Origin of the sequence: Flavobacterium suzhouense (genome assembly GCF_042684765.1) — a bacterium.
Taxonomy (GTDB): Bacteria; Bacteroidota; Bacteroidia; order Flavobacteriales; family Flavobacteriaceae; genus Flavobacterium; species Flavobacterium suzhouense.
In genome coordinates this window covers 44,952-67,902 of record NZ_JBHUMD010000026.1, presented here as the reverse complement: position 1 = coordinate 67,902, position 22,951 = coordinate 44,952, and the positions used below count along the sequence as shown (strand labels likewise).

Annotated in this window: 18 protein-coding genes; 11 read left to right on the top strand and 7 right to left on the bottom strand. The window is 40.1% G+C overall.

The annotated features are described in order from the left end of the window. Positions 1-233 precede the first annotated feature (233 nt). Complete coding sequence (locus ACFSR3_RS11130; RefSeq protein WP_379821038.1) at positions 234-611, bottom strand: hypothetical protein; 378 nt, start codon at positions 609-611, stop codon at positions 234-236. Between the two features lie 216 nt (positions 612-827). On the opposite strand from ACFSR3_RS11130, the gene ACFSR3_RS11125 reads away from it, so the two are divergent. Beyond that, positions 828-1,898 (top strand): hypothetical protein, encoded by a 1,071-nt coding sequence (locus tag ACFSR3_RS11125; protein WP_379821037.1) that lies wholly within the window; start codon positions 828-830, stop codon positions 1,896-1,898. Positions 1,899-2,008: 110 nt separating this feature from the next. On the opposite strand, the gene ACFSR3_RS11120 is transcribed toward ACFSR3_RS11125, so the two are convergent. Beyond that, complete coding sequence (locus tag ACFSR3_RS11120; protein ID WP_379821036.1) at positions 2,009-3,562, bottom strand: hypothetical protein; 1,554 nt, start codon at positions 3,560-3,562, stop codon at positions 2,009-2,011. 354 nt (positions 3,563-3,916) lie between these two features. On the opposite strand from ACFSR3_RS11120, the gene ACFSR3_RS11115 reads away from it, so the two are divergent. Together ACFSR3_RS11115 and ACFSR3_RS11110 are read left to right on the top strand one after the other, a co-directional pair. Next, positions 3,917-4,246 carry a nucleotide pyrophosphohydrolase gene (locus tag ACFSR3_RS11115; RefSeq protein ID WP_379821035.1) on the top strand — a complete coding sequence of 110 codons (330 nt, stop codon included), beginning with the start codon at positions 3,917-3,919 and terminating at the stop codon, positions 4,244-4,246. Beyond that, entirely contained in the window at positions 4,243-6,102 is a 1,860-nt protein-coding gene (locus ACFSR3_RS11110) for a DNA/RNA helicase domain-containing protein (protein ID WP_379821033.1), read from the top strand. The genes ACFSR3_RS11115 and ACFSR3_RS11110 overlap by 4 nt, the downstream gene beginning before the upstream one ends. Before the next feature lie 38 nt (positions 6,103-6,140). Here ACFSR3_RS11110 and ACFSR3_RS11105 read toward each other — a convergent pair whose 3' ends face one another. Further along, positions 6,141-7,448 (bottom strand): site-specific integrase, encoded by a 1,308-nt coding sequence (locus ACFSR3_RS11105; RefSeq protein WP_379821032.1) that lies wholly within the window; start codon positions 7,446-7,448, stop codon positions 6,141-6,143. A 246-nt stretch (positions 7,449-7,694) separates the two neighbouring features. Continuing rightward, a complete protein-coding gene (locus tag ACFSR3_RS11100; protein WP_379821031.1) occupies positions 7,695-8,843 on the bottom strand; it encodes a tyrosine-type recombinase/integrase in 1,149 nt (382 codons plus the stop codon). A gap of 194 nt (positions 8,844-9,037) precedes the next feature. Here ACFSR3_RS11100 and ACFSR3_RS11095 point away from each other — a divergent pair, with 194 nt between their 5' ends. The 8 genes from ACFSR3_RS11095 (at position 9,038) to ACFSR3_RS11060 (ending at position 17,339) form a co-directional block, all read left to right on the top strand. Beyond that, positions 9,038-9,661, top strand: a complete 624-nt coding sequence (locus tag ACFSR3_RS11095; RefSeq protein ID WP_379821030.1) for a DUF6088 family protein — start codon at positions 9,038-9,040, stop codon at positions 9,659-9,661. Beyond that, positions 9,639-10,418: an 8-oxoguanine DNA glycosylase gene (locus ACFSR3_RS11090; RefSeq protein ID WP_379821029.1), complete on the top strand. Its 780-nt coding sequence runs from the start codon at positions 9,639-9,641 to the stop codon at positions 10,416-10,418. Before ACFSR3_RS11095 ends, ACFSR3_RS11090 begins: the two co-directional genes overlap by 23 nt. A 97-nt stretch (positions 10,419-10,515) precedes the next feature. Continuing rightward, positions 10,516-10,764, top strand: a complete 249-nt coding sequence (locus ACFSR3_RS11085; protein WP_379821028.1) for a hypothetical protein — start codon at positions 10,516-10,518, stop codon at positions 10,762-10,764. Positions 10,765-10,814: 50 nt separating this feature from the next. Then, the gene (locus ACFSR3_RS11080) at positions 10,815-11,975 is read left to right on the top strand and encodes a PfkB family carbohydrate kinase (RefSeq protein ID WP_379821027.1); all 1,161 of its coding nucleotides are present in this window, start codon (positions 10,815-10,817) and stop codon (positions 11,973-11,975) included. Continuing rightward, a complete protein-coding gene (locus ACFSR3_RS11075) occupies positions 11,968-12,558 on the top strand; it encodes a 7-cyano-7-deazaguanine synthase (RefSeq protein WP_379821026.1) in 591 nt (196 codons plus the stop codon). Before ACFSR3_RS11080 ends, ACFSR3_RS11075 begins: the two co-directional genes overlap by 8 nt. Further along, on the top strand, positions 12,558-13,211 hold the full coding sequence (locus tag ACFSR3_RS11070) for a hypothetical protein (RefSeq protein WP_379821025.1): 654 nt from the start codon (positions 12,558-12,560) through the stop codon (positions 13,209-13,211). Before ACFSR3_RS11075 ends, ACFSR3_RS11070 begins: the two co-directional genes overlap by 1 nt. A 168-nt stretch (positions 13,212-13,379) precedes the next feature. Continuing rightward, entirely contained in the window at positions 13,380-15,392 is a 2,013-nt protein-coding gene (locus tag ACFSR3_RS11065; RefSeq protein WP_379821024.1) for a hypothetical protein, read from the top strand. A gap of 87 nt (positions 15,393-15,479) precedes the next feature. Then, positions 15,480-17,339 carry a DUF4365 domain-containing protein gene (locus ACFSR3_RS11060; RefSeq protein WP_379821023.1) on the top strand — a complete coding sequence of 620 codons (1,860 nt, stop codon included), beginning with the start codon at positions 15,480-15,482 and terminating at the stop codon, positions 17,337-17,339. A 119-nt stretch (positions 17,340-17,458) separates the two neighbouring features. Here ACFSR3_RS11060 and ACFSR3_RS11055 read toward each other — a convergent pair whose 3' ends face one another. The 3 genes from ACFSR3_RS11055 to ACFSR3_RS11045 all read right to left on the bottom strand — a co-directional run bounded on the left by ACFSR3_RS11055 (position 17,459) and on the right by ACFSR3_RS11045 (position 22,937). Continuing rightward, complete coding sequence (locus ACFSR3_RS11055) at positions 17,459-19,798, bottom strand: AAA family ATPase (protein WP_379821022.1); 2,340 nt, start codon at positions 19,796-19,798, stop codon at positions 17,459-17,461. An 822-nt stretch (positions 19,799-20,620) separates the two neighbouring features. Then, a complete protein-coding gene (locus tag ACFSR3_RS11050) occupies positions 20,621-20,983 on the bottom strand; it encodes a heavy-metal-associated domain-containing protein (RefSeq protein ID WP_379821021.1) in 363 nt (120 codons plus the stop codon). 43 nt (positions 20,984-21,026) lie between these two features. Further along, positions 21,027-22,937, bottom strand: a complete 1,911-nt coding sequence (locus ACFSR3_RS11045; RefSeq protein WP_379821020.1) for a heavy metal translocating P-type ATPase — start codon at positions 22,935-22,937, stop codon at positions 21,027-21,029. Positions 22,938-22,951: the final 14 nt, after the last annotated feature.

The window sequence follows — 22,951 nt, the reverse complement described above, 5'->3', positions numbered from 1 at the left end:
TAAGTATGGCCGCAGGAATGCGGCTTTTTTATGGATGTCGCGGATGAGTCCTTAATGAGCAAAGGAGAATTGACCTTTGAAAACAGAGACCAACACTTCACAGGGCAACTCCATTCCTAAAGTACGCAAATCAAAAAATACCTAATGAGTGACAACAACTCCGTCGAGGCATTCAATATCCTCCAAATGAGGCATGTAACATCCTTGTTATAAATCACAAACCAAAAAAGCTGTCAATTGCTAAAACGGATCACCAAGGTACCTTCAGCACTAAGCCCCCCTTCCACTCCGTCACAAATAATTTGACTCGTTGCAGATACAGTAAGAGTTTGTAGATGATCCGCCATAAGATGTTCCATACCTGTAAATGTAAAGTACTGCCTGACGGCAATAGCCCCAGCGATATGATATCCTATGATCGTACGGAGTAAAGGATCCAGTTGGCGAAAAAACTCGAGCTGATACACGGAAAGTTCAACCCGCAGCGTTAGCCAGGACAGAAAATCATCAGCTACCCGTTTGGATTCTTTATGCAATGATTTTGCGTCCAGTTTATGGATACCTGCCTGTAAGCTTTTTATACCCTCTGCTGTAAATTCATATTTTTTCATCACTCCTTTTGGTAAAGGTAGCAAGCTAATGAAAGAACGTATTGTAAAAATCGTTCCGAAAATTGCAAAAAAGAGGCTATTTGCAAGGGTGCTCGAATGTATAACAAAGTATTTCAATTCTTTTTACATTTATACAACTTGTTTCATTGTGACAGGCTTACAACAGATTCTTTGTTTCAAGGATTGGATCTGGTGTTCAGAAAAAAAATTGATTTTATGGAGAAAGTATCTTTGACCCGAGATGAATTCTACGAAATGGTGTGGACAACGCCCACGAGCCATTTGTTGAAGAAATATGATATTACCCAACACAAATTCATCGAGCTTTGTAAAAAATTTGACATTCCCCGACCGGGAATCGGTTACTGGATGAAAAAAGCCAATAACAAACCGGTAATCCGTAAAGCCCTGCCTACCTCAAACAAATCGGGGAGCAGTATTGAACTGTATCTGAGAAGCGAGAAAGAAAAACGAAGCAGTAACAAGGTCGGTAGTCAGCTGATCACCTCTAAAAAAACAGATAATGAAGGATTCCGTTATCCTGAAAAGCTGAAAAACCCGCATCCAATGATCCTTGAAACCAAAAGGTGTTGGGAAGATAGCAAAGCAAAAGGATACAACAGGGATCGAAATATCCCTCACCTATCGATACGGGTGGAGCCACCTCATGTTAAAAGGGCGCTGCTTTTGATGGACACTTTTGTGAAACTTCTTGAAAAACGAGGCCATCGCATCGAATTTAAATACCACAGGCCGTATGCAGTACTATACGATGTTGATATTGAACTTGATCTAAGGGAAGCCGCTAAAAGGATTCCAAAACCAGACGCCTACCCTACCTTCGAGTTAGAGTACACCGGCCAGTTTGTAATGATGACCGGAAAATATTCGATTCATAAGGAGTGGCGCGACGGCAAGATCAAGTTGGAAGGCATGCTTGAGAAAATAGTAGACTGGATGGAGGCCCATGCCGGTGAATGGGCTGACTGGCGTGAGCAAAGTCGGCTTAAAGAGCTGGAACGCGCTAAGGAAAAAGAACAGCACGAAAAAATGCTTGCCCGGCAGCAGCAAGAAATCCTATCTTTTAAAACCCTGCTTGAGGATTCCAAAAAACATCAGGAAGCTAACGCCCTAAGGGAGTATATTACAGCTGCCCGCGCCAAGGCAATTGCGGAAAAGAAATCTGACAAAGCGCTTGAGGCATGGGTTACGTGGGCAGCGAAAAAGGCCGACTGGTTGGACCCCCTGACCAACAGCCCGGATGATATTATGGACCAAAAATTGTAAAGCCTAAACCAGTCGTGAAATAGAAGCGAATCGTAACGGTAGGTCGGCACGCTTTCAGCATTTACTGTAAGGTGATATTCCTATCCATTTTATCTAAATAGTCCTGCACGTTAATTCCATTCTTTGTAAGATTGGTCTCTAAAGCTGTCATAAGCTTTTCTGATTCGGTCATAAGGCTTTTGTACATCGTCCCAATTAAGGAGAGTTCCCCTGCAATCCATAAGTCTTTTAAGTCCCTGCGCAAGTTCGGAATCTCCAGTGCTATCTCTGTTCGTAATTGTTTCAATTGCTCTTTCTCTGCTGTCCTCAAAAGTTGCTGATAGTTTTGCCCGCTCTTGTTCAAGTCTTCCTGGGATTCCCTCCAACGCTGATCGTAGACGTTCTGTTTCTCTTTCAAAACTTGATTGTTCCTGCTCTTTAAGGAGTTCAAATCGGCTTGGAGCTGCTTCTCTATTTCGTGATAACTCGAGGATTCTTGCGTCAAGTCTCCTAATTTCGTCTTCAACACTGCTTTGTTCTGCTGCAATTGCTGCTGAAGATCTCTCAATGTCGTCGAAAGCGCTGATAAGCTGTTCAACCTCTCTTCCTCGGCTGACAAGTGCATCTCTCTGGCTAAGATATCGTTCCTCCAGTTCTCGTTCTGTATTTCTAACTTCTTCTTGCGTTGCGCCAAGGCTGAACTGGAATTCGCTTTCGCCCTTTCTAACTTCGTCAATTTCTCCGCTATATCGCGCTTCAACTCGTTCTCGATGGTACTTTCGTAGATAGTCCAATTCTGTCCTACTTGCTCCTGCAGCTGATTCAACTCCTGATAACTCCGCTCTAAGGTCTCTCTCAGTTTTGTTGTAATGTTCAGTTCCCAAACACTTTTCAATCTTTCGTATAAGATTGCTAATTTGGCTCTGTCGGCACGCGAAAGATTCTGGGAAAAGGCCGATCTGCTCTGCATCAGTTGCTGATATTCCTTCCCGATCTCCTCGGGAAAGTTGAAAGTAGGGGGTGTTATGTTCGACATGATTAAAAATCCATTTAGTGTTGGTTGTACTCTCTAAACTCTGTGCTATATGCTCCGGGGTGTCTTTGGGCGGTTTCAATACCACTATATCAATCCCCATACTTCTCACTTTTACTTTTGTCTCCTCTGTCAGTTTCAGTTTTTTTTCGGTAATAGCGATCAGAACCAGTGGTTTTTGATGAACATCAAAGAAGGTGATTTCAGGACGGTATAGTTCGATGCATCCATCAGGAACCTCCCTGCCCCAGCACAGGGATCCTTCGTTGTCTTCGTAGAAAATAAGGTTACCGCGAACTGAAGCGGCCTCTATAAACCTGGACTCCATCAGAAGTACTTTTGAATCGCCATCCGGAGCATATTTATAGACCTTCGGTACTTTAATTCTTTTAGTACGCGCCAGTATATCCATAACCAGAAAACGACGTGCCTGCTCGCTGCTGTAGGTACACTTGCGTACCTTGGATACGTCAGAGGCATCGTGACGGAAATAAGGCCTGTATCCTTCTATTGTACGGTGAACAGCCTGCATTTCTTCTCCACAGCCCAGACACCAATAGCCTTTTTTTCCCCTTTCTACCTCGAGGATATAACGTATGGTACCCTCAACATCCTTCGCGTATTCGTTTTGTTCTTCCGCTCGTACTGCCATAACTACTGCCTTAAGAAATCACTCTTACCTTATGTAAAAATGATTTCGTTTTTACATTTTATTGTTCAATAGAACCTTTATCTGTCCTACTTACAATAATACAAAAATTAACAATTGATCTTTACCGCCGTAACCAACAAACGAATCATTAATCTAAAAACAACCCGTAATTTAACACACGAAAGTATAGCAGATTAAAAAACCTCTACCTTTCCTAATAGCTTCAAAACCAATCATCGGAGCTATAAAACAAACCATTTCTAATAAAGATCTACTATCAATAAAAAACATATGTAGTATATTTACTGTGTTTCAGGTCTTCCCGTAGACCCGTTGAATTAAACCAGGCCAATTATGAATGACATCAACCAAATAATAAAAGCCCTCACTGATTTTCGTGATGAACGAGATTGGGCACAATTCCATAATCCGAAAGACCTTTCCCTAGCCATCTCCATTGAAGCGGCTGAATTACTGGAACTTTTCCTGTGGAAAAAAGCGGAAGACGCCAATATTGATAAGGTAAAGGATGAATTAGCCGATATACTCTCCTTCGCGTTTCTTTTGGCTGAAAAATACGACCTGAATATCAAAGATATTATAATGGACAAAATTGCTAAAAATGATCAGAAATATCCCGTGGCTAAAGCTAAGGGAACCGCTAAAAAGTATGATGAGCTATGATCATATATCAAAATAGCAAAGCATCATTTATTGAGGATGTACTGACTAACAATATCGATGGTATCATTAATGATTTTTTTAAAAGCAATATCGGTTACACCACCACCAAAAGCGAAATGAATGCATGGAAAAACTCCCTGCAGTACATGGATCGCGTGCTGAATCATGCTGACATTCCCGATGATGCAGGGATTGTAATTGAATACCAGATACCCCAAACCTCTAAAAGAATCGATTTTATTATCACCGGAGAGGGTGATCAAAATGAAAGTTATGCCATCTTAGTCGAGCTTAAGCAATGGTCGGAAGCTTCCATCTCCGCGAAAGACGGTATCGTGAGTACCTTTTTGGGAAAAAATAACAGGGAGGTAAGTCATCCTTCCTATCAGGCATGGTCCTATGCTGCACTTCTGGAAGGATTTAACGAAGCGGTCTATACCGAAAACATACAGCTCAAGCCATGTGCCTACCTGCATAATTATACGCCGGATAATGTCATCGACAATCCGTTTTACAGCGATTATATTGCAAAAGCACCTCTTTTTTTAAAACCGGATGCGCTAAAGCTACGGTCGTTTATAAAGTCCTTTATCCGCTTTGGTGACAGGAAAAAAGTAATGCTCCAGATTGACGGAGGACGTATCCGTCCCTCCAAAAGCCTGGCAGACAGCCTCTCCTCTATGCTGAAAGGCAATGACGAATTCATCATGATTGATGATCAGAAAGTTGTCTTTGAAACGGCGAAGCAGCTGGCGCAGCGTTCAAGTGAAAATAAGAAACACGTACTTATCGTTGAAGGCGGTCCCGGGACCGGCAAATCCGTGGTAGCCATCAATCTTCTGGTAAGCCTGACCAAACTGGGACTGCTGTCGCAATATGTAAGCAAGAACTCGGCACCCCGTATTGTCTATGAGGCCAAGCTGAAAGGAGCTTTTAAAAAAAGTGAGATTTCTAATTTCTTTAGTGGTTCCGGATCCTTTACCTCAACGGCGGAAAATATCTTTGATGCCCTGATTGTGGATGAAGCACACCGCCTCAACGCGAAATCGGGTATGTTTGCCAACCTGGGGGAAAACCAGATTAAGGAGATTATCCATTCCTCGAAATTCAGTATATTCTTTATTGATGAGAATCAGAAGGTAGCCCTGCAGGACATTGGTGAGATTGATGAGATCCAAAAATGGGCATCATATTATAATGGAGCGGTAACCAGGCTGGAACTGAATAGTCAATTCCGCTGTAACGGCTCAGACGGCTATCTGGCATGGCTTGACCATATACTTCAGATAAGGGAAACCGCGAACACTACCCTGGATAAAAGCGAGTATGAATTTAAAGTGTTTGATGACCCTGAAGAATTGCGTACTGCTATCTTTGAAAAAAATAAAATCAGTAATAAGGCACGACTGGTAGCGGGATATTGTTGGCCCTGGAAAAGCAAAAAAGATCCCAACGCCTTGGATATTGAATTCGAAGATTTCGGGTTTGGAATGAAATGGAATCTCGCCACTGATGGTATGACCTGGATCATCCAGCCCGAGTCGGTACATGAAATTGGCTGTATTCATACCTGTCAGGGATTAGAACTCGATTATGTGGGTGTTATCCTGGGCAAGGACTTGCTGGTCCGCAATGGAAAGATTATTACCAATGCCGCTATGCGGGCCAGTGATGACAAAACCGTAAGGGGATTTAAAAAATTAATGAAAGAAGATAGTGAAAAGGCTGCTGCCCTTACGGCAAGTATTATCAAAAATACGTATCGGACACTGATGACAAGGGGAATGAAAGGGTGCTACATCTATAGTGTGGATCCTGAGACCAGGCACTATTTTGAAAGGTTGTTACGCCACTAATTGTAACAGGATACAAGCGATCAAAACTGCTACACACATCAGGGTTTTGCACCGTAAGCCATTTGTTGCCTGAGTTCCATAAGCTCTGCTTCAAGCTTTGCCAGCTTAACCGCATTTTCATCCATGACAGGCGCAGCGAGTCGTTGTCGCAGACGCTGCATTTCGCGTCCTACCGCCTGCTGCTCTGTGACTGCATATTCCTCGGTTTGCTGAATGGAATGGTGTCCTAACATCTCCTTTACTATATGGATAGGCACATCATTGGCTAATGTAACCGTACTTGCAAAAGTTCGTCGGGCTTTGTGGGTAGTAAGCGCACAATTAATCCCACAAATATCTGCAATCTCTTTGAGATAAGCATTCATCTTCTGGTTGGAAGAAATAGGCAATAAAGAACCTTTTTTATGGCACATCGGGTGATTCCGGTAGCGCTCGATAATTTCGTGCGCTTTGGGTAACAACGGAATATGTATTGGCCTACCCGTCTTCTGCCTTTCTGAAATCAGCCATAACGTGCCATCGATTCCGATACTGACATTGGACCATTTTAAATTAAAAGTATCTGCATAGGAAAGCCCCGTATAGCACTGAAAGACAAAAATGTCCCTAACCAGAGACAGGCGTGGCAAATCAAAGTTATGATGTTCTATTTTATGGAGCTCCTCCCTACTCAACGGCTTTTTAAATAACCTGATCTTTTTTGTCTTAAATCGCTTGAAGGGGTTGTGCGTAATTATTTCCAGATCAATACCGATCAGAACGACCTTTTTGAAATTTGTGATGTATTTTAAAGCAGTGTTATTGCTGATATTTTTTACCGTCTTAAGGTAAAATTCGTAATTCTTGATGAATTCTAAAGTTATATCCCGAAAATCAATTTCATCAATCTGGTATCGGTAACGGAGAAATTCCTGTAAGTGCTTTTTTGAAATCTCAAAACGTTCGTATGTTCCAAAAGCATATTCCCCTCTTTTGACCAAAGCCAGCATTTCCTCGTTATGCTTCTGAAATTCCTGGACAACCTTTACTGAAGAATTATCCCTTCCGGTAACATGATCAATAAGTTTCTTGCTCGTTATCGCCTGCTTTTTAAAAAACAGCTCATTTCTAAACTGGTGGACCCTGTTTACTATCAGTTCCAAAAAGTGATTCAGTGTTTGTGCCGTCTCATCATCCCCGCTCATTCGCTGACGATTTTGATTCCACCGGCTTACCGGACATTTGCGGGATATGGAAATTTCTGCCGGTTTGCCATCCACTATTATTCTTAAGTAAATATATCGTTCAGCCTGATATTTTCGGGGCGTTTTAAGAAAAAAACTGACTGAAAAATTACCTGCTAACATAATCGGAATCTTGTTAAACTATACGTACATTCCAACAATAGAATCACCTATGGATTACAAAAATAAGGATCGAACCGACAACAAATGAATCTCAAAGCACAAGTTATCAACTTAATTATTAATAACTTACAGTAGATACGCTTTCGCGTCTGTGAGATTCTCCCCTTCTTCAATACAGTATCATTTAAAACCACAAATATTATTTATAGTAATTGAGATACATAGACCACCGTAGCTACTGCAGAATCATTTGAAGATAGCTGATTGTCCCATTTGTGCCCGAACATTTTCTAAAGTATCGTTTACATACAGCATCGTCGTTTTTATACTGCCATGCCCCATCAACTTACTCAATGAAAATGGAGTCATCCCAGTACCCGCCATTAAGCTTCCAAATGAATGTCGCGACAGGTGAAAATGTAAATTAGCAGTGATACCGCACATTGTTGCGATCCGCTTCAGACATCTATTGGCCGCTTGATTGCTTATCGTGGGAAAAATAACATCTCGATCCTCGGAAATGTATTTATTGACAATACTGGCGGACCGCTCCAGCAAAGGTATCTGCACCACTGAGCCTGTCTTCGACTGCCGTATAAAGAGACACCGCTCATGCAGATGTTCTCTACTAAGCCGCATTATATCACTAAACCGTAAAGCGGTATAGCACCCAAAAAGAAACAGGTCCCGTGTTAGTTCCAGTCCATTATCCATACTGTCAGAAATTGAAGATATGTGAAGTTCTTGTATAGCCCTTATTTCTTTTTCTGACAGTGGGATATGATGCGGAGATTCACGTTTTACCTTGAAATACAAATAAGGATTATCCCTGATGATCTTTCTTTTCAATCCATAATTGATCACAACTTTGAGAACCTTATGGTGGGTATAGATACCCCCGTCCCCTATGCCTTTGGCGCGTAAGAAAACCTCAAAACGCAATAAGAAATTCTGGTCAACCTTATGAAGGCCTATTTGCTGTTGAAATTCACATAATCTTCGTCGCACTAAAAGATAGTGTTTTCTGGTGCTTTGAGCAAGTATCCTGAATTGTACCTTATAACACTCATCAAGTAATGTATAAAAATCTGCTGTTTTAGATTTTCCAAAATGAAACCGTACCAGATCTGTTGAAAGTTCATTATCAGACGCCACCTGCTGCCACAAAAACTTTTCAATAGCGGTAATTTTATTTTTTATTATGGTATTACGTATACTCGAGCCGGCCTCAGAAAAGCAACCGGGAACAATTTGCCATTCTTCAGTAAATCCATACAGACCTACCGGAATCTTAATGCATCTTCCTGCGATCGTCACTCGTAAATACACCGGACACTTGTTGTCCTTCCTCTTTTTATCGGTCCGTAAAATGGCCTTTACATTGAAATATCCCATAAGTAAAACATTTTATATGCTGCAGCGAGTTATTATTATAAAATACTAAACGTATTTCAAGAAATTTTTCCTTTCACTCATTTTTAAAAAATTATCAATACCAATTTATTAAAATTATTATTATCAGTAACTTGAAGACAATTTACTTTATTATTTTATTTATTTTTTGTTACCTTTTTCAGTATATTTGTAACATGAAATCGACTCATAATTTAATCGCGAAAAAAATTAGTAACCGCCTTTCCGGAAGTATATTTTTCCCAAATGATTTCCGTGGATTTGGTTCAGATGATGCTATCAAAATGAGTCTTTGCAGACATAGAGAACGAGGGAAAATCGAAAGAATAGCACACGGAATCTATTATAAACCTTCTAAACTAGACAATGATTTTCCCACGTTGGAATCCGTAGCCATAGCTATTGCCAAAAAAGAACGGATTACAATAAAGCCATCGGGTTTAGCTGTACTTTATAAGCTTGGATTAGTTTCAACGGCTCCAACTGATTTGGTCTATATAACTAATGGTGAACCTCGCAATATAACTATAGGAGGCAAAAGATTAATGTTTAAAGCGACCACACCCAAAAAACTGGCACTCTCAACAGAGTTAAGCGGTTTAATTATACAGGCACTTGAAGAAATTGGGCAAGAGGGACTTAATGATACCGTCATTGCACGAATTAAGACACATTTAAAAAAAGTAAATCAGCAATCGCTAAAATCAGATCTAAAACTGGCTCCGGGATGGATCTACAACTTCCTTTATAAGTTAAATGAACAGTTAAAACATCAAAATGAAAACACTACTATACAATAATGAACATGCCTGGCAAGAATTATGTCATCATGCAGCACAACTCCCTAATGAAAATGACGAACTTTTGCCTGGACTGAAATGGGGAGATTGCAGCCAGTTGTATACACCGGCCTTTTGGAAAATGCAATATATTTCCCATAAGCAATCTGATGTCACAAATAAAATTTATAAGTTAGGAACTACAATCCTCGAAGAAATCGTTGTGTGTCTTCTCGGTGGTTTCGGAATGCCATCTGAATTGGGACTAGCAGCCTTTCATCGTTTAAAACAAAATAATCTTATAAAGCCCAAAATATCTTTCGAAGAGATTTACCAAGCGCTGTATGATCCTTTTACTTTTGCTGACGGACGTAAAGTAAGATATCGATTTTACAATCAAAAAGCACGATATCTGCATCAATTACTAAATAGAAATGATCTTGATCTAATACCAGTAGAAGATGATATACAGTTTAGAAAATGGTTATTGACAGTTGATGGAATAGGTTTGAAAACTGCATCATGGATAACACGAAACTGTCTCAATAGCGATAATGTAGCCATCTTGGATATTCATATATTACGAGCAGGGGTTCTAGCAGGCTTTTATGACGACACCATTGATAATCTGGATAAACACTACTTAACTCTTGAACAAAAATACTTGGATTTTTGTAACGCTCTTGATGTATCTTCTGCAATAATGGACGCAATTATTTGGGAATTTATGAAAAAAAATAATAAATTAGCACTCAATGCGTTAAAGCACTCCAACTAAACACCTTACTATGTCAGGAAGCAGCTCATCGGATGACTCTCCAATTGGAGGAGGTTCATCAAACTTTACAGACTGTGTCAATTTGACCGGACGTGGCATGATTATGTCTCCGGACCCGGCTATTTTACCAAGACTAACTATAGGCGATATTGTAACTGTAAATCTACGTTCAGTAACCGGTCCCTTGCAGGCACTTATGGTAACTGGAGAACTGATCGGCAATATCTTTCTACCTGGGAATCTCTCCGCACTGTTCATCAGTTGCATTAATGATGCCAACGAGTACAAAGGAAAAATAACTTCGTTAGATGGCGGTCTTTGTGAACTATTTATTACACGACGATGATAGTAGTTGGAGGAACCTACGATGAATACTGCTTCGAACCCAGGTGGGAAATGAAATTTGGTTCCGGACTCAGAGCATGCTGGGTTCTGGGACGTTTAAACCCTAACCGTGAAATAACATTCTTTACCTTTGGTGATCAGTCAACAATGGAATTTTTGAACGTTGTATCTGACGAAATTAACTTAAAGACTAGGGTTTCATCTATCCCGAAGACTATTCAGTTCCGGTACGATTATCCCTTGGCAGATCCAGTCGTAATTCCTCGCCCTGACACTTTAAATTCACATTCAAATCAGATAGAGGCTGAGGGGAATAGTATATTATACTATGGAATGATTGAGGGCAATGCAAAGGTATCAGGCAATAAAGTTATTTATGATCCCCAGTCCCCTTCAAATCCACTTCCCTTCTCTGCTACGGGTTCAAGCGCGAAGCATTTGGCCGTAGTGGTTAATATTTTGGAAGCAAAAAAAATTGTAGGAATAAAAGAAAATGACCTGAATGCTATTGAAGATTTCTTTTTTAATCATGAAATGGCCGAGGTGTTAGTTATAAAGATGGGCGCAAAAGGTGCTTTAGTTAAAACTAATACCGGGCAAGAAGAGATTATCCCTGTTTACGAAACGAATTCGGTTTGGCCGATAGGTTCTGGAGATGTCTTCGCGGCATCCTTTGCTCACTATTGGATAGATTCAGGAGATCCTATTAAAGCAGCACGAATCGCTTCATGGGATACCGCCGTCTATTGTAATACACGCAATTTTAACTTTATACCATTTGAGAGCAATCCTGAAATCAGGCCATTCAAGATACGTAACTATCCAAATGGACAAGTTTATTTAGCTGGTCCTTTTTTCACATTTTCAGAACGTTGGCTAGTGGACCAGATTTTTGGATGTCTTCAAGCGATGAATCTTAAAGTTTTTTCACCATGGCACCATGTCGGACTTGGTGATGCATCTACTGTAGTACCTCTAGATATAGAAGGACTAAACGAATCTAAGTTAGTGTTTGCAATTTTGGATGGATTGGATTCGGGAACTTTATTTGAAATTGGCTTTGCGATAGCGAAAGATTGCACTGTTATTGGCTATGTGGAAAATGAAAGCTCTGAAAGTATAAAAATGTTGGAAGGTACAAACTGTATAATTGAAAAAGACCTAACCACAGCAATATATAAGTGCTTGTGGGCATTAGCTAAAAATGAATAAAGGTATATTACTGTCAGGCGGTATGGATTCCATATCACTTGCCTATTGGAAACGACCAGAAATAGCAATAACAATTGATTACGGACAGGCAGCTGCAGAAACAGAAATCAGAACAAGTTCCGTCATCGCAAAAGAGTTAGGTATCGAACACCATATAATAGAAATAGACTGCAGCAGTTTAGGAAGCGGTGATTTAATAAACAGTAAAGCTATAAAAGAATCTCCATCTTCCGAATGGTGGCCCTATCGTAATCAGTTACTCATAACATTAGCATGTATGAAAGGTATTAGTTTGGGTATAATCGAACTGATGATCGGATCAGTGAAATCTGATGGCTTTCACAAAGATGGAACATCTGAATTTTACGCTCGGATGAATTCGCTAATGGAGTATCAAGAAGGTAATATAAGGATTTCAAGTCCATGTATTGAAATGTCTACAGTTGAATTAATACAGAAGTCAGGAATTCCAAAGTCGCTGCTTCATTGGGCACATTCCTGCCATACTTCCAATGAACCCTGTGGTAAATGCAGAGGTTGTAATAAATATGGGCAAACCCTCAATGAATTATATGCAGAATAATGAATAATCCAAGAATCAAAACTGTAGAAGACGATGTGCCAACATTCAACTATTCAATAAAAGAAGTTATTAAACTCTCAAGAGAAATCCAACCTCTGCATACAAACTTTGATACTGTAATAAATAACAGAAAGTCTTCAAGAGTCTTCAATAAAATAACCTTGCAACAGATCGGTGACATTTTATGGTATGTAGCCAAGGTGAGAAATACGTTTTTACAGGATAATGGCTATATCCTTACTCATAGAGGAACGGCATCTGCAGGCGCTAGGCACCCCATTGATCTTATAATTAACTCTCCAGTATTGTCAGAAAAAGATTTTTACTATTATAATCCCTTTGAGCATTCTTTAAATAATTTAGATAATATTAAAGGTAGCGCGTTTCTTGAGCACATAAACGATATTGTTAAAACCGATAATGCTACAATAATTTGGTTTGTGGCCCACAAATACAGGACACATGCTAAATATATAGATGCCGACTCACTATTGTGGAGGGATGCCGGTGCCTTAATTAATGGAATTCAAATGGTATGTACCGCTATGAATCTACATAGTTGTGCAGTTGGAACACTTGGAGAGCCTTTTATCTCAGATTCTTTTAAAAATCAGGAAGGTATTTTTGGCGCAGGAGGATTATTAATTGGCTGAAATACATTTTCAAATCTCTTGTATGCTCTTTCTAGATTCTCTTTTGTCTTTCCAACATCTAGTAGCTCTAGTAATATTCTAAATTTAGTACTATATATTAAATAATTTAAAATATAAACAGAATACGTTTAACATATATTTTATATTTACGTTACTAATATCGTAAATATGAAATTAAAAAAGCTTTACTCCTTACGTAAGGATTTTACTGTAATAGGATTGACAGGGCGGGTTGGTTCGGGATGCTCTGAAATTGCAAAAAAACTTGCCGAAGAAAACTTTACCGATACAATAATAGACCTCGTTAATGCTAAAAAAGAAGACGCAGAGGAAATCAAATACCGTATATGCGCTGAATTCCTGTCCCATTCTGGAAACTGGACTCCATTCAAGATTATACATTACAGAGATGCTCTACTACTCCATCTTTTCTTTGAAGCTACTCGAAATAATCCACATAATCCGAAGGATTGTATTTCATCATTTATTAGTATTATATGCCAAAATGGAGAGAAAGAGGACTTTTCAAATCGATTTGACAAATCTAAAGATACTTCACTGGTAGATAAGATTGAAGAATATCTGCTTGGGAAAACCACATGGTTTGATTATTTTAAATCACTCACTTTAAACAATATGAATGATTGTATTAGTAATGGAGACAAGGAATTTCACACCTTCTTTTTTGGCTTTTTTGAAAACTTTTCCTATGGGTTCTATGAAATATTAAATCGTTATGACATTACTAAAAGGACCCGCCTTATCCACGATTTTTCTAATAACCTAAGGGATTACGGTACGGTCTGTATTCCATCAGTCAAGGAAGAGGACGATATGGCACTAGAACATATTTATACAGTTGCTATAACAATCAATAGAATAATAAAAAACTGGCGATTCCACAATGACAATATCGCTAAGATCGTAATCGATGCTCTTAAGAATTCTCTTGAACTGATGTACTTCAAAGAAAAATTCTCAGCTTTTTATATGGTTGCTACTAACAAAGACGAGAAAGAGCGATTTGAATATATATTGACGCAGGTCCAAAATAAATATCAGGGTGACTATACAGCCGACCAAATTAAACAACATGCTAAAGAAATACTGAAGCTTGATGAGGCAGAGTATGATGGTGGCGAATTTAATGAAGGCGTCTTCTCTTCACCAGATACAGAAAACTGCATTCAAAAAAGCGATTATCACATCTTCTTTTCCAATAAATATACTGGTTTCAATGAAAAAACGGAGTCAGAAAAGGAAATAAATAGAAACTACGCCAATCTGAATCTGCGTAGACAGCTTGTAAAACTAATAGCTCTTATACATCAGCCCGGAATTATTACCCCAAGTGCTATTGAAAGATGCATGCAGATAGCCTATAATGCTAAATTTAATTCTGGTTGCATCTCCCGACAGGTAGGCGCGCTAGTCACAGATAATGTATTTACTGTTAAAGCAATTGGGTGGAATGATGTCCCTCAGAATCAAATGCCTTGCAGACTTCGCAATGCGAAAGACTTGGCTTCTGAAGACATAAAAAACCCCTCTCATTTCAGCGAATTCGAAAAGGGAAATATTGATGAATCGGCATTTTATAAGGACGGCAAAAATTACAAGCAGAAGTTTACTGAAATCATAGAAGCGGTAGATTTGAAAAATTTGGAAGGCAAAAATTGTTCTTATTGCTTTAAGTCTTTTCACAACGCCTTTGAAGGTGAAAAAAATCAGGTTCATACTCGTTCTCTGCACGCCGAAGAAAATGCCATGCTACAGATCAGTAAATATGGAGGACAAGGATTAAAGGGCGGAAATCTTTTCACAACTGCGAGCCCATGCGAACTTTGCTCTAAAAAAGCATTTCAGCTAGGTATTACTAACATCTATTACATAGATCCCTATCCTGGTATTTCTATAAAACATATTTTGAAAAATGGAGTACAGGAAGAAAAGAATCCTGCGTTGGTAATGTTTCAAGGTGGTGTTGGTAGAGCATTCCATAAACTTTATGAACCATTTATGGCTTACAAGGATGAATTATCAATACTTACTGGAATTAACCCGAAAGTCAGTCAACAGCAAAAAATAGAGAAACTAACTGACGATGAGTCACTACAGCTAAAGATAGCAGAATTGATTACACAACACGCTGCACAAAAAACTGATAAAGGCGTTATGTAAAATTCTCTCATATTTTTATATTTCTTATGCGTGAAACTTTATTTGTGGATAATAATGTATTCAGCAAAAAAAAAACTCGTAGTACTTATGTCCAAAAAAATAATAAAGGCTAAACCCGCAGCCTATCCCTTGACTAATACTCCTGAGGTCGAGGCTGTAAGAATGCTGGAATATATTATCGACAAGGAGCGTCTTAAGACCAGCCTTAGTGTCCTTGATAAAGTGCCCAACATTGACGGGCACATCGAAGTGGTTACTGAACATCAACATCCGATCGGCAAGCTTGAGGTCCAGGTAAAGTACCTGCCAAAAAAAAGCTATGGCAAGCCAAGGTACCAGTGTGACCTGCAGTTCCTATCTTACTGCGAAAACAGTATAATGCCGGTACTGCTTATTGTCGTCAATACCCAAGATGAGAAGGCATACTGGATACACCTCAGCAGGAATTTTCTCCATGATATAACGGGGAAGATCAGGGGAAAGACCGTAAGCGTCGGTATTCCAATGGAAAATGTGATATCTCGCGCACAGGACAGCTATCTTGCTTCTTGGATATCCATCATAGAGGATTACAAGACCAGGCTGATCAATTATGATGGGGTAAAAAGCGAACTCGAGAGGATCACGACGGTGCACGCCGCTATGAAGAAGCTGAGCAATCCTGCAATCGGGCTGGATAAGTCTGAATTCAAGGAAATCCACCTGTTCTTAGATTACTACAACCACTTTCTGGATCATGACTTTTCCATAATTAAAGAAGTTTTCTATAAGGAGTACTGGAAGATAGGCGTTGCCTACTCCAGATATGAAGAAAGGGGCTTGTCCTATTCACTGTATCCCATATCCTATTCCACCAACGATGTCCAGATCAAGCATATTGCAAACGATGAGGTAAGATCTTTGAAGAATATTTTGAACCGCGTCAGCAATCACACTACCAATCCCATCAAGTACAAGCCAAAGGAGCTTGCATACGAGTACATCATCTCCGACCTGAAAAAGGTCGTGGACAATGAGATGCTCCTACCTATAAATGAATTCATTGCGGTTGAATACATTATTTCCTTCCTCGACAGGTTTGACGAGGTGACCGGTTTTAATCCAGGACAGAAAAGTTACCAACTTCAAGAAATCAGATATCTTCTTGACACCTACCTCCCGCTGTTTATAGAGCAGTACCTAGAAAATGACGATCCACACGAAGAGATTACATTCGAACTTGACCATTTCAGGTGGCACGTGTTCGAAGAGGAGATTGTCCAAGTACATGAAAAGCTGAAGGAAAGGCTTGCCTCAGGGTCTGCTAAGGTCACCCTGACCAATTTGAAGATTACTTCTTCAAGCTTCAATATGGAATATTTATGTAATCTTATCCAGCACCTTGAGAATAGCGGATTCAGGGCCATTACCCGTCATTATCCCATCAGGAAATATCCTCAACTGGAAAGCTATTTTACCTGGCAGGTATATAACGATTCGGATGTAAAGCAGGCAACCGAGACGATTTTCAATAACCTTCCGCCCATTTATGACCGTTTTGTTACAGAGTATTTTCCAAACCTGGCTTCTGAGCTTTCGTTCTATTCCTTTTTTGACCGGCTTGTGGTAAACATAGAACCATTGGATCCTGATAATATAAGGGGAGGGTACGGAATACAGATGATCTATCTCAAAACTCTTGATGGCGAGAGAAAAAACCGTGCGGATGTTTACATGCTTGGAAAGGATGTGCCTGTGGTCAGCTTTGAAATATTCAGAAGGGAAAAAAATGTTTCCATTGATGGGCATCGCTATGAGATAGTTTCCTCATCGAGTTCCCACCTTGACAATATATTCCGTGACCTTCCCATGCTCGACTACTTATATGACACGCTAAAAAACCGTCTGGAAAATTATCTCAAGCCATTCCACAAGAGCAGCTACATTTTTAAGTTTACAAAAATCTAGGCACGGCGGTAAAGCAAACCTATAAATGATTATATCAAAGCCCATCCTGCAAAATATGGTAAATTATCTGAACGATGATTGCAGGCAGGCGGAATATCTAGACGTTTGTTCACCGTCACTTAAATTTTTTCATTAATCCATCGATCGAGGAACTCATTTGTGTCCTGAATATAATCTAAAGCGTCCTGCCTCGCTTTAGTATGTCCCGGATGTCCCGCCATGTTTCTGATATCCCGCAAGTCTTCAAGAAGGTCTACACGTAAATTTGCCGGAATTGTGAAAGTGCTTGCCAAGATTGTATTCAATTGTCCACGCTCACCAGCGGTTGAACCTCGAAGGGCGCTGGCCGATGTTGATGTTCCTGTCAAGACTTTTTCAAGTGCCGCCTGCATAGCCCCGAAAGACCATCTTTTTGTCGGATTGATCATGGTAAAAATTTGCAATAGCTCATTCTCAACTGTCCTTCCATATTGAAGGATGACAGGAGAAAAATCATCATGTCCGTCAATGTTGTTTAAGAGAAATTGTCCGGACACAAGATACTTGACACTTATTGGTGATATCGCTGTTATGTCAAATCGCCCCTGAATTACCTGACTGTAGATAACGAGGTCTATTTTGTTGGTATATTCATCGATCTTCTGCTGTAAGTCGGCAATCTTGTCCGCGTTTTGATCACTGCTCGATTTTAAATCTTCGAATTCCTTTAAAAAATTATCGCGCTGTATATTGAGAAGGCTAAGTTTCAAATCAGTACTCTCCTCGAAAAAGCCTCCATCAAATTTTGTAAAGTCAATACTCCCGTCATCTCCGATTGATAAACTCTCCACCTGTTTCTTTTCATCGGTTACTTTATGAGGGTTCCGGAGATAAAATAGTTTTACTTTGTCAGCACTTAAACGTTGGTTCGCGACGAGCATCTGAAATTTCCTAATCAGGTATTCACTGTGCGTTTCAATGATAAGCTGAATATTGAATTTTGTATTGGCTTCAGAAAACATTTCTGCCAGTACGGATTGCCATTTGGGATGAAGATTAGATTCTGGTTCCTCCACAAGCAGAACAGTAGGATCGTAATAATCGTTGTATGTTTCGCCTTCTTCGTCGTATTCATGTACTGTACGTCTGCTCTTCTCGGCCAAAACACTTATCTGGATTAAGATCAATACCAGCTGCTTTATGCCGTAACCAAAATCAACAAGTTCCCTCTTGTTTCCGTCAAAAGTGGTTATTGTAACTGAGATTAGCTGGTACTTCGGATCATATCCAATATCAATATTTTTTCCAATCTCAAACTCGTTAAGGTACTTATTAATGAATTTTGTATCCAAACCATTATGGAAAGTATAGTCCTTAAGAAGGTTTATAAAGGGAGAGCCTATGTTTGCATTGTATATCCTTGCGTTTTCCTCCTTGATATTAGACAGGTAGTTAATCGTGTTAATTCTTTGGACCAAGGCATTCCAGCTTTTTTTAAAGCAGTTTTCAATAATGGAAGACTTAGTACCACTATCTTCTGTAACATTCCAGATTAACTTATTCCTGAAAATTCTCAATGTGTAGTAATAAAGGATATCCTCAATTTGTGGAGGAGGGAAAAAAACTTCTTCAGCATCAAAATCATACTGTCCAACATCCTCCATTCCTTTAGCTTCTTTTCGGTCGCCGATTTTATTATCTATGAAATCATTCCAGGAATCGGCATCAACATCTGCCTCAAGGGAATTTACCAGAATAGAAGGTATAAAATTGACTCCCTTGATACGTTGATCAATTTTGTCCAATTCAACCCAGCCATTCCTCTTTTCAAGGTACATGAGATAAAATTCTTTTAGGTGTATAAGGTACTCCTTTAGCTTTTCGAGATTCATGAACCATTCCACATAACCTACAAGCGGATTGTACAGCGGAAAGAAGCCAAAGTCGCTGAAGGAAAAAATATCCTGCTTTTTCTTTGGTTTATCCACCCTTTTTTGTTGACGCGCTTTAAGGTCTTCTTCATGTTTTATCTTATGGGACTCCTTCTCTTCTTCACTTGCCTCCCTGTACATAAAAGAAAATACAATATTATTATCCTTTTTATCAACAACCTCCATTGAACGCAGGCTGGCCTGAAACGTATTCTTTGAAATGGGAACTGTATAGCTTAATGAGATGTACAGGTTTTTCATTCCAAGGAAAGTAAAGGGGAGCGACACGACAAGATCCCGGTCATCCTTATTATAAAGCACATTATCGAAATCTCCCAAAAGGTGCTCTTGCTGATTTAAATCCAGATGCAAAGGAAATTGATTGTCCTTACTGCTGTTCTTAAGCATCTGCAGCGACTTTATTACTGAGCTCTTCCCAGAATTATTGGCTCCTGTCAAAATATTTATTGGCGAAAGCTCTTCCAAAAAGCCAACCTGCCCATCAAAGATTCTAAAGTTTTTTAATCCGACTATGTCTATAGGTCTCATAATTTATAGGGAATATAGGAACTTTAAAAAGCAGTCACTAGGGTTAAACATTTATTATTTCCGTAATTTTTTAATTCTTTTATAATTGTCATCATATGCTTTAAAGCTTTGAAATCAATGGAAAGTTAATTTATACATTGTTAACTAACCACCAAGCCATTATACTATAAACAATAAGATTACAATAATAGACTCCCTTTATGAATTAACAAAAAATAAAATTGTCTCAAAATTAATACTCCCGACCAAGGGCTTTGTTATTACCAACAGATATTAAATGAAGATACTCAAAAATTTTAAGTGAAAGTTAATGCTATGACTATCGATTAGCAAATTAAAGTTATATAAATGTCTTTAAACCCCAACAGGACATCCAAACCGCTAAAACGAAAACTTATCTTACATAAAGTAGGCTAATTTCTTTAAATCCTGCATGAAATGGTTTGAAATTTGTCCCGTTGGGGTCACAAACAAAAATCCCGAAATCATATTGATTTCGGGATTTTTTGTTTTAATAAACTTACAAATACAGTTGAAATTCAAGCTAATCTGTAAGTTTATACTGCCGGTTTATATGTCCTGAGTAATTGACTACTCAGGATTCAAACCACTTTAAAACATCAATAGACAATAATGTAATTATAGAGAAGATGGAAGTAGGATCCCCTCCATAAAACCTGCATTATCGTCAGTTTTCCTATCTTTTCAATTTGAGTAAATATGATATCATCGGTGCTGCAATAGCGTTATATTTTATGCGCCAAGGCAATAAATAAAGCCCCAGTTCGGGGGCTTTATTGTTTAATGGGATGTATAGCGGAATTATGCCTTCTTGCAACACCCATCCAGACCTTCATATGCCACAGGATCTGCCTTAATCTCATCGGCATCGTAACCAAGCTTGCTTATGGCTGTCTTGATTTTTGCAAGGTCTGTCTTCTTTGAGTTATAGGTTACCTTAATGGTCATTGCTTTATCATCAAGGACTACCATTTGGACACCTTTCTCCTTTAGCAATGCCTGGTTGAATTTCGGCCCGCAGGTCTCACATGCCTTGCAATGGTCACAGTAGATGGCGGTTTTTATTGTTGCCGTCTGGATTGTCTTCTTTTCCTGTGCTGACATCGTACCGGAGAATGCGAACATTAAAAAGGCTAATGATAAAATTTTAAATATTGATTTCATGTTTTTTTATTTTTAGGTTGTTTAGGCAAATATAGCAATAGTTTTAAATGTGCGACTTCTGTATGCGCACTGCATTTAGGATAGCTAAGAGCGCTACACCCACATCGGCTATCACCGCTTCCCACAAGTTAGCGATCCCACCTGCCCCTAAAGCGAGCACAATTATCTTCACCGACATGGCAAGGATAATATTTTGCCACACGATCTGTTTGGTCAGCTTTCCGGCCCGGATGGCAGTAACAATTTTCGAAGGCTGGTCATTCTGGATTACGATATCGGCCGTTTCAATGGTAGCATCGCTGCCCAGCCCGCCCATGGCGATACCGGCATCAGCAAGGGCTACGACCGGTGCATCGTTAACCCCATCCCCAACGAAAGCGATCCGCTTACCCTGGTCTTTTAGCTGCTGTACCCTCTCAACCTTACCTTCCGGAAGCAAATCACCATAGGCATTGTCAATCCCAAGCTCTTTTGCCACCTGTTCAACAACGGCCTTCTTGTCACCGGAGAGCATTACGGTCTGTATGCCGAGCTTGTGGAGCCCGGATATGGCAGATTGTGCATCCTCCTTAATCTGGTCAGCAATCGTAATATGGCCGCCGTATTTATTATCTATAGCAACTACAACAATAGTGTAGACAATTGCATCTACGGCTTGCGGATAGTCAATATTGAACTTCCTCATCAATTTGGTATTGCCGGCAAGAACTTCTTTCCCATCGATGGTACCCTTAAGGCCATGCCCGGAAATTTCCTCTACATTGGAGATGCTGGCATCCTGAAATGTTTCCTTGCCGGCATGCTCAACAATGGCCATGCCGATGGGGTGCGTTGACTGGCTTTCCAAAGCCGCGGCAGCTCTAAGGAGTTCCCCTTCGGTCAATCCCTGTACAGCAACTTCCTGTACTTTGAAAATGCCTTCTGTCAGCGTCCCTGTCTTATCCATAACCACGACATCGACTTCCGTCATAACATCAAGAAAATTGGAGCCCTTAAAAAGGATGCCTTTGCGGGAAGCGAGCCCAATTCCTCCAAAGTAGCCCAGGGGAATGGAAACAACCAGAGCGCACGGGCAGCTGATGACAAGGAATACCAGCGCACGGTAAAACCATACTTTGAAAATATAATCCTGTACAAACAGGTAAGGAAGGAAACATACTGCCAATGCCAGCGCAAATACAATGGGCGTGTAGACTTTGGCAAAACGGCTGATAAAAAGCTGTGTCTGCGACTTACGTGAGGTGGCATCCTGCACCATCTCCAATATCCTGCTGAGCTTGCTGTCCTGGAACAGCGCTGTTACCGTTACCTCAGCTACCATATTCAGGTTTATCATCCCGGCGTAGATCTTTTCGCCTTTGCCCTTAGTATCGGGTTTGCTCTCGCCTGTGAGGGCAGTAGTATTAAAGGAAGCTTTATCGGAGGCAAGCTCGCCATCCAATGCGACCTTCTCCCCGGGCTTCACACGGATGACCTCACCAACCTGCACTTCTTTAGGGTGTACGGTTTCGCTCTTGCCGCCGCGGATTACCGTAACCTCTTCGGGCCGGACGTCAAGCAGGGCTTTAATGCTTCGCTTGGCACGGTTGACCGCACTGTCCTGAAACCATTCCCCGATAGAATAAAAAGCCATTACGGCAACACCTTCGCTATACGAGCCTATGGCGAATGCCCCTATCGTTGCCACGCTCATCAGGAAGAACTCATTGAAGAAATCCAGCCTTACGGCTTTCCGCCAGGCCATATAAAGAACGTTATATCCTGACAGGAGGTATGCAACGCAATAGATAATAAAATTGTACGGGAATGCGGGAATATAATCATATCCATATTCAAGGGCCAGCATCCCAAAAAGGATAGCGATCGCCGAGAGCAAAGGCCAGTGTGCCAGCCAGCCCTCCGCTTCCTCCCCTGCGTTTACAGCAGCCGCCTGTGTCAATTTAGTTGTACTCATAAATTAATGCTTTA